General features: G+C 58.3%; 11 protein-coding genes. 3 read left to right on the forward strand and 8 right to left on the reverse strand.

Translation table 11 applies throughout. The annotated features are described in order from the left end of the window. Positions 1–29: 29 nt before the first annotated feature. The 6 genes from ACIX8_RS24350 to ACIX8_RS04515 all read right to left on the reverse strand — a co-directional run bounded on the left by ACIX8_RS24350 (position 30) and on the right by ACIX8_RS04515 (position 7,659). Positions 30–827: a class I SAM-dependent methyltransferase gene (locus tag ACIX8_RS24350; protein WP_014264135.1), complete on the reverse strand. Its 798-nt coding sequence runs from the start codon at positions 825–827 to the stop codon at positions 30–32. Then, positions 824–2,293, reverse strand: coding sequence for a B12-binding domain-containing radical SAM protein (locus ACIX8_RS04495; RefSeq protein WP_014264136.1), 1,470 nt, complete (start codon positions 2,291–2,293; stop codon positions 824–826). Before ACIX8_RS04495 ends, ACIX8_RS24350 begins: the two co-directional genes overlap by 4 nt. Further along, the gene (locus ACIX8_RS04500) at positions 2,290–3,114 is read right to left on the reverse strand and encodes a class I SAM-dependent methyltransferase (protein WP_014264137.1); all 825 of its coding nucleotides are present in this window, start codon (positions 3,112–3,114) and stop codon (positions 2,290–2,292) included. Before ACIX8_RS04500 ends, ACIX8_RS04495 begins: the two co-directional genes overlap by 4 nt. Further along, on the reverse strand, positions 3,111–4,520 hold the full coding sequence (locus tag ACIX8_RS04505; RefSeq protein ID WP_014264138.1) for a B12-binding domain-containing radical SAM protein: 1,410 nt from the start codon (positions 4,518–4,520) through the stop codon (positions 3,111–3,113). The genes ACIX8_RS04500 and ACIX8_RS04505 overlap by 4 nt, the downstream gene beginning before the upstream one ends. A 71-nt stretch (positions 4,521–4,591) precedes the next feature. Beyond that, positions 4,592–6,139: a B12-binding domain-containing radical SAM protein gene (locus ACIX8_RS04510; RefSeq protein WP_014264139.1), complete on the reverse strand. Its 1,548-nt coding sequence runs from the start codon at positions 6,137–6,139 to the stop codon at positions 4,592–4,594. Then, positions 6,133–7,659, reverse strand: coding sequence for a B12-binding domain-containing radical SAM protein (locus ACIX8_RS04515; protein ID WP_014264140.1), 1,527 nt, complete (start codon positions 7,657–7,659; stop codon positions 6,133–6,135). Before ACIX8_RS04515 ends, ACIX8_RS04510 begins: the two co-directional genes overlap by 7 nt. Positions 7,660–7,928: 269 nt before the next feature. Here ACIX8_RS04515 and ACIX8_RS04520 point away from each other — a divergent pair, with 269 nt between their 5' ends. Further along, positions 7,929–8,948: an aldolase gene (locus ACIX8_RS04520; protein ID WP_150110486.1), complete on the forward strand. Its 1,020-nt coding sequence runs from the start codon at positions 7,929–7,931 to the stop codon at positions 8,946–8,948. Between the two features lie 89 nt (positions 8,949–9,037). Here the strand turns inward: ACIX8_RS04520 and ACIX8_RS04525 are convergent, their stop codons facing one another. Next, positions 9,038–9,580, reverse strand: coding sequence for a TetR/AcrR family transcriptional regulator (locus ACIX8_RS04525; protein WP_223295463.1), 543 nt, complete (start codon positions 9,578–9,580; stop codon positions 9,038–9,040). 299 nt (positions 9,581–9,879) lie between these two features. On the opposite strand from ACIX8_RS04525, the gene ACIX8_RS04530 reads away from it, so the two are divergent. Continuing rightward, on the forward strand, positions 9,880–10,632 hold the full coding sequence (locus ACIX8_RS04530; RefSeq protein ID WP_014264143.1) for an SDR family oxidoreductase: 753 nt from the start codon (positions 9,880–9,882) through the stop codon (positions 10,630–10,632). Positions 10,633–10,724: 92 nt separating this feature from the next. After that, positions 10,725–11,480 (forward strand): SDR family oxidoreductase, encoded by a 756-nt coding sequence (locus tag ACIX8_RS04535; protein WP_014264144.1) that lies wholly within the window; start codon positions 10,725–10,727, stop codon positions 11,478–11,480. Positions 11,481–11,702: 222 nt separating this feature from the next. On the opposite strand, the gene ACIX8_RS04540 is transcribed toward ACIX8_RS04535, so the two are convergent. Further along, a complete protein-coding gene (locus tag ACIX8_RS04540) occupies positions 11,703–12,227 on the reverse strand; it encodes a class I SAM-dependent methyltransferase (RefSeq protein WP_014264145.1) in 525 nt (174 codons plus the stop codon). Positions 12,228–12,266 lie beyond the last annotated feature (39 nt).

Consider the following 12,266-nt stretch of genomic DNA (forward strand, 5'->3'; position numbering starts at 1 on the left):
TGCTCTCAGCTCCCTTTACCTCATGCACATCATCGTCTTAAACGCCGATCGACGAAGGACGGAGTAACCTCCGAAGCCGGCTTCCCAGAAGTATCGGCGCGTCCCTCTGTGCGGTTGGCGAGTTCCGTAACAGACTCGTTGCCTTCCGCAGCTTTCAGAAACTTCATGAGGTAGATGGCGGGGACGGAACGCAGCGCATCGTACTCCGCGAGCTTGTTCGTTTGCTCGAAGACATGACGTTCGGGTTCGGCGAAGGCGGGTTCGTTGAGTGTGAGGAGTTGGAAGCCGCGACGGCTAAAGGCGGCGATGATCTCAGTCATGGTGAGTGGGTTGGCGGGAAGCTCAATGCGCTTGCCCTCAAGATAAAAACAGCGAATCCAATGGCGCTGTGCGGCCGTTGTGGGGTGCATGTCGGAGAGGAGGAGGTGTCCGCCAACGCGGAGGATGCGAACGCACTCGCCTGCGAAGGCATCCAGATCTGCGAGGTAACTCAAGACGAAAGAGGCGAGGATAAGATCAGTCGACGCGTCGGCGACGGGCAGGGTGGTGGAGTCGCTGAGGTGGAGGGCGGTGGTGGGAGCGAGCGTGGCGCGTGCCTTCTTCAGCATCGCGTCGGAGGCGTCCGTGCCGGTGAGGGAACTGGGGGCGAGGAGTTCCATTTGCTTTAGCCAGCGCCCGGTACCGCAGCCTACGTCGAGGACATCAAGGCCTTCGATCGGCGGCATCATCGGAGGGAGAGTGCGCTGTTCGAGTAGAAGCAGGGGATTGGGCTGAATGTCATAGACCTCAGCCCAATCATTGAAGAGCGCACGTGTGGCGGTGTTCACAGACTTTCCCGTTTTGGTCTACGCAGAGCGATGAACTGGTTAGCGAGGTGGAGCTCGAACGGAAAGCGATAGAGGTGCAGCGTATAACGCCACGCGCTCAACACTTGAAGGAAGATACGACTCCAGCGTGGCGCCCGGATGTCCTGAACCGTGGGCCAGCGGGATGCGACGACGGTCTCGAAGTTGTCGATGAGGAGCTTGGTCTTCCGCTTGAGCCAGGGTGCGTTGGTATCGATACGAAGGGTGAAGTTCATCCACTCTTCGGTGGCCCAGCCAGCGGGGGTATCGGGGAAGGGGACCTCGATGTTGCCATACATCCCATCGCCGGCCTGATGGGGCTGAGGAGTGGGAGTGTAATGCTGGATGATGATCTCGGAGTCCGGATTGATGCGCTTGATCTTGCGAATAAAACGCAGAGTCTCGTGGGTATCGCGGTCGGGATCGTTGGGGTTGCCGATAACGAAGGAGAACTCCGGGATGATGCCAAACTGGCGGGTGCGGCGCGCGATCTCGAGAGTCTGAGCCGTGGTGATGCCTTTCTGCATCTCCTCCAGCACCCAGTCGGAGCCTGACTCCGCGCCGAAGAAGATCATCGCGCAGCCGGCGCGTTTGATGGAGGCCCATGTCTCGTCTGAATAGCGAGACATGATGTCGACGCGGGCTTCACACCACCAACGAAGGTTCAGATGGGCCATGCCGTCGCAGAGTTCGCGGGCCTTATCTTCGCGAAGGAAGAAGTTCATGTCGTAGAACTGGACGGAGTCCGCGCCGTAGTTCTTTACGAGATGGGTGAGTATGGCGACGGTGCGCTCGGGAGACTCGAACTTTTCCTTGTTGCCGTAGGCTGCGTGAACTCCACAGAAGCTGCAGTTGAAGGGGCAGCCGATGCTGGCGTGATGTACGGCTGTTCGCTTTCCGAAGAAGGATGGGCGAAGGTATTTTTCAACGGGGAGGCGGTGGAAGGGGGACCAGGGGAACTCGTCCGGCCCCTTCATCGGACGCTCACCGTTGTCGCGGCGCAGGCCGAACATGTCTTTGTACAGGAGCCCCTTAATGGTGTCGAGTTCGCGGTTGCCGCGAAGGGCGTCGAGGAGTTCCAGAAGGGTGTCTTCGCCCTGGCCGCGGACCACGTAGTCGACATAACGGGCGTTGAGGGCGGCGTCGGGATAGATAGAAGGGAAGTAGCCGCCCCAGCAGATGGGGACCTCGGGACGGAGCCGGCGGATCTCGCGAGAGGTCTCCATGGCCGCGACCATCTGGGGGCCGGGCATCGCGGAGACGCCGAGGAGCTCAACGTTGTGGGTGGAGATGAGGTCGAGGATGCGTTGGGTCGCATTGTCTTCCGCGTTGCCGTCTACGATCTCGTAGTCGACCTTACCTTCGAGAACGGCGGCGAGGGCAAGCACTGCCAGAGGCAGCCGGCTGTTGCGTGGCTTCGTGGCGCGGGGATGAAAGAGGATGATCATTGCGAGACTTTCTCGAAGCACAGCAAAACGTGGTCGCCTGTAGTGCGCAGGAGCGGCACACGGGCGAGAAAAGATTCAAGACGGCAAAGAAGCCGAAAGGCAGTCGGATGATTGCGAGCCCATGGTTCCAGGTAGGAGGGGGGCACCGCGACACCGATTCCAGTGGTGGAGCTGAGCCGGAAGTGCGGGCTGAAGCTACGAAGGATCTGCTTGAGGCTCGGATAGTAAACATCGAGCGAGACGCCGTCGATGGTGGCCTGTGTGTGACCGCTCAGTCTGCGAAGCGCTTTTTTCTTCTGGCCGAGAGCAAGGTAGTAGAAGATCTCCGTCAGACAGACGCGGGTTGAGAAGCAGAGCAGAAGCCGGTCCCCATCCTTGACGAGAGGGGCGAGCGATGCGGCGACAGGTGCGAGGTCCTCAATGCAGTTGAGCCCGGAGAAGTTGGAGAAGACGCCGTCGAAGCGACGGGCGGGGGCAAATTCGTTGATACGCTCCGTGGGGAGATGGCAGAATACGACGGACAACGGAACGGGTTGAGCTTTGAGCCGCTGCTCGGCGTGCGTGATCATCTCTTGCGAAGCATCGCAGGACAGGACAGAGATGCCGTGCTGGGCGAGGAAAAGGGCGTCCTCGCCGGTGCCGCAGTTGAGCTCCAGGATGCTGTCGCCAGGACGAAAGGTTTCGAGCAGGACCTTCCAGACAGAGTTGCGCTGAGCGCGGCCAATGAGAGTCTCGGTGAACTTATCGTCGTAGACGGGGGCGAGACGGTCAAAGGCGGCTCCGGCAGCATGAACCGTAGTTGAGAGAGGAGAAGCGATCATGCCTCTACCTCGTACTGCGTGGCCAGAAGGCCCTGGCGTGAGGCTGTAATGCTCTGTGCGAGATTGTTGATGAGGGCTATGTCTTGCCCTCCGCCGTCTGTGAGTTTGGCGAGTTCTACTTCGTCGCGGAGAAGCTTGTCTGCGTGGGCATAATAGGCGCGGGAATGACGACCCTTGATTTTGATCTCGCGGTCTGAACTCTTGCCCCACGGACCGAGTTGCACCAGCTTGCTCTGGATCTGCTGGTAATAGGGCGTGCCTTTGATGGGATAGGAGACGGTGGTGAAAAAGATGTCAGGTTTCGATTTGCTGACATGATGAATGGTCGCCTCGATGTCCTCCATCTCTTCGCCTTCATAACCCCACATCAAGAACATGCCGCTCTGGATGTTACGCGCGCGGGTCTGCTCGATGGCGCGTTGGACCTGTTCTACCTTTACGCCGCGGTCCATGGAGTCGAGCAGCCGCTGCGAACCTGATTCGGACCCGATCCAAATGCGGAAGCAGCCAAGCTCTGCGAGCAGATCCAGCATCTCTTCATTGAGCCGGTCGGCTCGCGATATGCACTCGAAGGGGATGTGTATATTGCGGCGACGCATCTCGCCTGCATATTTGCGGATCCAATCGTGATTGATCGTGAAGACGTCGTCCGAGATCCAGGCGATGTCCGGTGTGTACTCATGGAGGAGGAACTCAAGTTCGTCGACGACCTTGAGCGGATCGCGGCGGCGGTGAGTCTGGCCGTAAACCTGGTGGCTGCACCAGCGGCATTTATACGGGCAGCCACGCGCGGTGATGAAGTTGACCGAACCCTGTTGGTGATGGGTTCGCCAGGTATCGACATAGCGATGAAGATCGATGGCGTGACGCGCGGGCCACGGCTGTGCGTCAAGATCCGCGATCTGGGCTCGTGGCGGATTCTGATGGTAGTGCCCGGACTCATCGAGAAAGGCTACCCCGGCGATCTTGGATCTCCAGCCGGCGTCGGTCTGGTCTGCGCGTGCGCGCAGGGCGGTCAGCAACTCCTCCATGGTCGCCTCACCTTCGCCGAAGACCACGAATTCCGCGCCAGACTCCAGGTATTCCTGCGCATAGGCTCCAGGTTCCGGACCACCGACGACGACACGCCAGCCGGCTTCGCGCGCGACTGCCATGATCTCTACGGCGTTTGTCCGCGTCATCAGGTTGGCATAGATGCCGAGCACCGTTGGAGTCTCGGTGCGCAGGTGATGAATGAGGTCTGGCTTGCTGGAGAAGGTTGTGTCAAATACGTCGACGTCAAAACCCCGCGCGCGCAGATGGGAACATAGATAGAGAATCCCCAGTGGAGCATAGGGCTTCATGATCTGGATCTCTTTCGGATCATCGAAGAGAAAATAACCGTGGGTAAGCAGAAGGTCCGGCATCAAGCTCTCCTTTCTATGTTTGGCCATTGCTCGATGTTATATGCGAGTGTGTGAGCAGGACGCTGACCCGGTCAGCAGACATTGGCCGGCTCCTGTTTCGACGCGGGCGTAAGCACTGGCAACGGCTGCCCTGTGACAAGGGAACGGCGCCTGACTAAATACTCCGAGACATGCGAAAGCCACAACTCCCAAGGGAAAGAGAACTGGGAGGAGTCGAGCCGCCAGCGTATTGGCCGGCTAACGAGGCGGGCGATACGCTTCTGTATATTGCTTACTCCAGACTTGTGGCGAACCTGATTGAGTAGAAGAAAATACTCGAGCATACGATCGAGACGTGCAAGCTCACGTCCTCTGAGCCAAGGGAGAAAGTTAGCTCCCAGTGGCATAGTCATCCAGTCTTCGAGAGTCTGAGGCTCTACGACACCGAGTTCACGCAACTGCGGCCAGATTGGAATGCCTGGATAAGGGGTAAAGATATTTGGGGAGAAGCGTACATTCGGGAACTGCCTACCGATATCGGACATCGTTCGGAAGGTCTCGAGACGATCTTGTTCGGTCTCACCTGGGTAACCGAGTATGAGGTTGAATGTAACGCGTATACCCGCAAGCGATGCTTTGCGCGCGGTCTCATACATCTCATCCACTCGCTGATGGCGCTTGTTCATCAATTTGAGAACAGCCTTGGAGGTAGACTCAGTGCCGAAGCCCATATAGCTGACACCACTGTCGGCAAGTAACTGCACTTCATCCTGACTCATGCGGCAAATGAAGTCAGTGGATGCCTGAAAGGTCCAGGTGAACTTGACGCCAGAGTCGCGGATTCCCTGGGCGATAGCGATGGCGCGACGGAGGTCAACGGGGAAGTTGGAGTCAAGCAGGGCGACATTGGAGATACGGTACTGTTTGACGAGGCCCACGAGTTCGGCGACGACGTGCTCGGCAGCGTATGCGTTGAAGCGGCGTTTGTAGACCACCATGTCCGTGCAGTAGTTGCAAGCATAGGGGCAGCCAACGCTGGTGGCATACGCGAGTTCGCGTTTGCCGGAGATGCGTTCATAGCTGTCAAAGTCCGTGGCCTCGTAGGCCGGCGGTGCAAAGGCGTCGATGGGCTGGACGCGGCGCTCGAAGTTTTCGATGAGACGTCCGTTCTTCTTCCAGGAGATGCCCTGTATAAAATCGAGCGGGTTTCTGTCGGCGAGGGCCTTCGCTAATTCAACGATGGTAGCCTCGCCCTGCCCACGCACGACGATATCGACATAAGACTCACGCAGGGTGGACTCTGGACAGAGCGTCGGGTGCCAACCTCCGAAGATGACGGGGACGGTGGGTGTGTGCTCCTTGACACACTGCGCTGCTTCGATGGCGCCGCGAATCATGGGGCCCGTGAGGACTGAGATGCCGATGCAGACTGCATGCTTGCAATGTTCACGGATCTTATCGAGGTACTTTGGCTCGATTGCAGCGTCGATCAGCACAACCTCAAAGTTGGCCTCCTTCAAGGTGCCGGCAAGCGCGAGCAGAGAGAGGGGGGCACCGAGAGGCGGCCCATCATAAGGTGGATAGAAGAGAACCACCTTGCCGCGGCTTGGAGCGACGGTTTGATCGAAGGCCTCTAGCATGCGGCCTCCGCAGGTGTGTTGGCGAGGCGCTTGGCATCGACGGCGGGTTTGTGTGCCGCTGATAGGCGTTTCTTCAGCTTGTTATTGAGCCAGATCTCTACGGGGTACTTGTAGACATCATTGTCGAGGCGCCAACGGGCCGGAAGAGAGAGACTTTTTTGGGCGATGCGGGTGATGGGGCCGCGAGTGTCCGTCGCGATGGGGATACGGTCGAAGGCGATGCGGAGATAATCCCGCGTTATCTGGAGGCGCTCGTGCTCTTTGCCCTTGAGCCAGGGAAGCTGCGTGTAGCGCGGGAAGTAGTCGGCCCATCCCTCGAGTGTCTTGGGAACTTCTATGCCCATCTCTTGGGCGCGTTTCATGATGGGTGAGCCGGGATAGGGAGTGAAGATGTTCGTCCAGAACTCCGCGCCAGGAAAGCGGCGACAGACGTCCATCATGAAATTGATGGTTTCACGGCGTTCCGTCATACCCTCGCCTGGGAAGGCGAAGATGATATTGAAGGAGGGCCGGATGTCCGCGGCAAGGCAGCGTGCGGCACTCTCGTAGATCTGGTCGAAGTCCTGGAAGGTCTTATTCATCAACTGCAGGACCTTGGGGGAGCCGGAATCAACGCCCTGGCAGATTTGCTGCAATCCCGCACGGCGAAGCAATGTCAAATCCTCATGGGAGAGCCGGGCAACCATATTTGTCGTGGCTTGCACGCTCCACTTGAATTGCGACTTCTCGCGCACAAGGCCCTCCGCGATACCTCGTACACGGTCGAGATCGACCATGAAGTTATCGTCGACCACCCACAACATCTCCAACTGATAGCGCCGGGTGAGATCGACTGTCTCTTCGACGAACTGTTCGGGTGGCAGGGCGTTCCACTTGCGGCCATAGACACCGGCGTTCGTGCAGTAGCCGCAGTTGAACGGGCACGCAAGGGAGGAGGTATACATGGCCCAACGTTTGCCGCAGCCGCGCTCGTAGGCGTCGAAATCAGCAATGTGATAAGCCTTGGGAGGCATATCCATGAGTGGCTTGAGGGGGCGCTCAGGCGTCATGATGAGTTTACCGCCGCGTTTGAAACCAATGCCTGCTATGAGGTCCGGGGCAGAGTGACTCTGGAGGTGCTGCACGAGCTCAAGGAGAGCATCCTCGCCCTGCCCGCGAACGACGTAGTCCACGCAGTCAGCCTGAAGAGTCTGGTCGGGAAGAAGAGAGGGATGCCATCCGCCGAGGATAATGGGAAAATCAGGGTTCCATTCCTTAACCGCACGCGCGATCTCTACCGTCTCGCGAATCATGGGACCGGTGACGAGCGAGATGCCCAGGCAGACGGCGTCACGAACCTCTTCAAGTACACGCTGTTTGAAGTTGGGGGTGATGGTGGAGTCAATGAGAACGATGTCGAAGCCAGCTCGTATGAGCGGGGTTGCGACAGCCAGGATCCCTAGAGGCGCCGTTGCTTCTGAACTAGCGAAGGAAGGGAAGAAGAAGACGATTTTCCTGGATGAGACGGAGTTCTTGGGCATATAGACGACGCTCCTCTATTGAGATCTTGCCGTTTCGCTGTTAAGAGCGTGTCACATCGGTGTCTATGAATTGTCAGGAGTTTGTCATTTATGTCCAGAGCGAGTTGAAGGCTCTTTTCCAGGAAGTTCGTTCGTGGAAATGGTGACGAAGCGCGGACAAAGTGGTGACAAACCAATCACCCATCCTTCCTACACTTTGTTAGTCAACCGGTAATGCAGAAGATGGAAGTTTTCAGCTTCAACCAGCCAGGTGCAGGAAAGGAAAATTGTTGACGACCGAACTTCTTAAACACGGATCTCCTGAGGCGACTATCGCTCCAAAGCCAGTCACGGCAGAGGAGACACTCCTTTGCAATATGGAGTTGCCGCTCCGTGGCGTCTTTTATCCTCTTGGCTTTCCCGTCGAGATCGTCACCAATGAGCAAGCCGTTCTGGACGCCGCTAACGATAGTTGGGGCTATCTTCGTCCTCGGCAGATTGATTCTGTAGTGCAGCTCCGCATCAGTGTTAGTGAAGGAGGCGGGTCCGAGTGCCCGCCCACGCCTGCTTCTCGGGCTAACCGTCACTTGTTATCGATTGTGGCGGACGCAGACAATCAGGCGATCGTCGATCTTAAAGCAGGCTTTGCCGCCGTCTGGCTGAATCAGGCGACGATACGTCACAGTCTGTATCTTCGCTATCACTTTCTTGAAGGCGCTGCGTATGTTCTTCTCTGCACGTCAGCCGTAACAGCTCTGCACGCAGCCTGTGTCAGCCGGTACGGACGAGGTATTCTTTTGTGTGGAGACTCCGGGGCGGGCAAGTCTTCTCTGTCCTATGCCTGCGCGCGTGCCGGATGGACCTATACTTCGGACGACGCCAGTTATCTTCTACACGGCACGGATGATCCCCGGGTCGTCGGCAACTCGTATCAGGTGCGTTTTCGACCGACGGCCAAGACACTCTTTCCAGAGCTGGAAGGTCGTGCACTCACTCCACGAGCAGAGGGTAAACCCTCCATTGAAGTTCCTACCTCCGAGTTGCCCGGGCTCATTACCGCGAGCGAGGCGAGAATCGACTTTATCGTCTACCTCAATCGAGGGTCGTCAGAGACGGGAGAACTGCTACCGCTACCCGATGGCGTTGCGATAGAGCGCATTCGAGAAAATTTATATCCCATCGCCGAAATTCGTGCGATCCATGAAGAGGCGGTGCAGGTACTATCAGGCGTTCCTGCCTATGAACTGCGATACCGCGACTTCGATCACGCCATCGGACAACTCGACCGGCTGGTCCGCTCCCACGCGTAGGCTCCAGGTTCTGGACCACAGGCGAGGACACGCCAGCCGGCCTCGCGCGCGGCTGCCATGATCTCCACAGCCGAACGTTTATGTCAGATCTAGCGCTTGCTGATTTCAGTGCCGGCCCCGTATCGCAGGCCATCAACGATCAGCTCGACCATTCTTTTCGCATAAGCGGTCCCTTCGCCGTGAGGGCCCTGACACAGCGTTGCCACGGCTCGAAGCAGCTCGCCAGCCTGGATGCCGGGGCGCACCGCTCCTGCTGTAACCGCCGCATCCAGCAAACCTTCCAGCACTGGCCTGAGGTGTTTGTCAAAGTAGGCGGGCAGCGCGCTGTAAGCCGGATCGCCTGAGTGCAGCGCTTTTGCAAGCCCTCGCTTCGTAGCAATGAAGTCGACAAAGCGTTGCATCCAGCGAGCCAACGCCTCGCCCGGCTCGTACTTTTTCGCTATGGCAACGGCCGCCTCTGCGCAGGTGTCCACCTGACTCTGAAAAACAGCCACGATGAGATCCGAGCGCTGCGGAAAATGCCGGTAGACCGTGCCAAGGCCCACGCCCGCTTTTTCCGCGATCTCGCGGACAGGCGCGTCTACTCCTGACTCTGCAAAAACCTCCATCGCCGCCTGAAGAAGGGAACTCATCTTGCGCTGTCCATCGGCGCGCATCTGGCGAGGCTTGCCGCCATCGGGGCTCGGATGATCCGTATTTGCTGGAGTTCTTTTTGGCATAAGTAGCGGCTTGCAAGTGGAACAATGTTCCGTTTAGTATCTGGAACGTGGTTCCGTCTGTGCCTTCCAGAATATCAGGGCAACCGGGCATTCCAGGCTGGCATTCGTCTTTCCATCCGTAGCGGCTTGCAAACGGAACCGTGTTCCGTTTAGTATCTGGAACATGGTTCCGGATAGTAGGAGCTCAGCCGCAAACCGTAAAGGAGGATCACATGCAGGACAAACAGGTCGCCCTGATCACCGGGGCCAACAAGGGAATTGGACTTCAAATCGCGAAGGATCTTGCGAAACATGGCCTCACCGTACTCGTCGGCTCGCGCAACCTCGAGAATGGCGAGAGGGCGGCAAAGAGCATTGGAGAAGGTGCCCGCGCCCTTCAGCTGGATGTCACGGATTCGGCATCGATCGTCGCTGCAGCCGATCTCATCCGGAATGAGTTCGGTCGGCTTGACGTGCTCGTAAACAATGCCGGCATCACGAGCGTGGTGCCGCCGGGTACTTCGTTCGAGGAACGCATGAAGACGAATATTCCCAGTAGCTCGCCGCTCGACAACGTACGTGGGGTCTTTGAGACGAATGTCTTTGGCGTAATCGCTGTTACACAGGCGATGCTGCCGCTGCTTCGCGAGGCGCCGGCGGGACGCATCGTTAACCTGGGAAGCTCGTCCGGTTCGCTGACTCTGAACTCAAATCCCAGCTATGAATATCGTCATGTCTTCGGAGCCGCTTACAGTCCGTCGAAGACAGCCCTGCATGCGATCTCGCTGGCCTTCGCGCTTGAACTGGAAAAGACCAACATCAAGGTCAACGTTGCCTGCCCAGGCTACACGGCGACCGATCTGAACAACTTCCGTGGCATACGCACGGTCGAACAGGGCGCTCGTGAAGCCGTACGTCTCGCGCTGCTTGGTCCGGATGGTCCAACCGGCACATTCTCGGACGAGGACGGCCCTGTGTCCTGGTAATGTATGCGGTCAGACTCTGACGCCCTGTGTTTACAGGGTGATCGCAACCGCTATCTGGATGTCAACCGCGCACATCGGTAAAGGAGATGATCATGCAGAACCAACCTGTCGCCCTGGTAACCGGGGCCAATCAAGGAATCGGTCTTCAAATCGCAAAGGATCTGGTGGCACACGGTTTCACTGTGCTTGTCGGGTCGCGCAATGTCGAACGCGGCGAGGCCGCAGCCAACACGATCGACGGAGACGCCCGCGCTCTCCAACTCGACGTGACGGATCAGGCTTCGATTGCCGCGGCGGCGGAGCGCATCCGAAAGGAGTTTGGCCGCCTCGATGTACTCATCAACAACGCGGCTATCTCGAATACAAGTAAGCTGCCCGGCATGTCCATTCAGGAGTACGCGAAGACGACCCGGCCGAGCGCTGTGTCCCTCGATGAAATGCGTGCGGTGTGGGAGACCAATGTGTTCGGCGTCATCGCTCTTACCCAGGCGATGCTGCCGCTTCTGCGCGAGGCGCCGGCAGCCCGCATCGTCAACGTCTCGAGCGGCGTTGGCTCGTTGACTGCGAACGCGGATCCGGCCTTCCCCTGGCGCTCGATCTTCGGTCCTGTCTACCCCGCGTCCAAGACGGCTCTCAACGCTATCACGCTCGCCTTCGCGATCGAGCTGGAGCCGACGGGAATCAAGGTCAACGCCGTCTCCCCGGGCTTCACCAAGACGAACCTCAACGGCTATGAGGGGACGGAGACTGTCGAGCAAGGTGCCGCCGAAGCGGTGCGCGTTGCGCTGCTCGGGCCGGAGGGTCCGACGGGTACCTTCACCCGCACAGGAGGCGTGATCCCGTGGTGATGTAGTCTCAAGCGCACGGCCGAAGGGGGCCAGAAAGATTCGGCGGAAGAAACTAAGCGTTCCGATGGCCGCGCTCCTGGCGTTGAAGATCATGAGCAGGCGAGCGTCATCCTTTCTAGCGTGCCGGGGACGATCAATTGTCGGTTCGAATACAGCGCTGTCAGCATAGTGGTCTTCCATGATCGCGCGGGGGGAGGCCCGGCCTCAGAGATATCCGTAACTTTATGCTCTGGACTGCTCGGCAAAGGCCGAATACATCGTGCCCCCAAACCGCGATGGATGTGTCGCCAGTCTCTCCACACGCTCCACTCCTGACTCACGGAAGAGTTCGCGAAGCCTTTCGAAGTCGACCGGATAGGGTCCCCACGGATTTGGTCTGGATCGCTCATACTCCACAATCAGGAAGCGATCTGTCACGGACAAAAGCCTTCTCAAAAACAGGTGTTGCTCCTGAATGAAGTGCAGAGAGTTTGCCATGAGAACTCCATCGACCGATGGAAGGCGGAGGCTCGGGCTCCGCAGATCTCCCAGGATCTTACGAATCTCGACTCCGTCATACTGATCCGGAATTCTCTCCAGCGCTCTCTGGTCCAGATCGACGGCATGAATCGTGCTCCCGGGAGCCAGCAACTGCGCAAGCGCGGTTGTGAACGTTCCGCTGCCGCAACCAAGATCGCACCACGATTGCGGTCGCGACCATTCGATGAGGGGTGTGCGAATCAGCGCCGTGGCCTGACTGGTCTTCATCTCTCCACTGTACTTTTAGCTGACGCGAGGCCGGCTTGC

The organism is Granulicella mallensis MP5ACTX8 (genome assembly GCF_000178955.2).
Lineage (GTDB): Bacteria > Acidobacteriota > Terriglobia > Terriglobales > Acidobacteriaceae > Granulicella > Granulicella mallensis.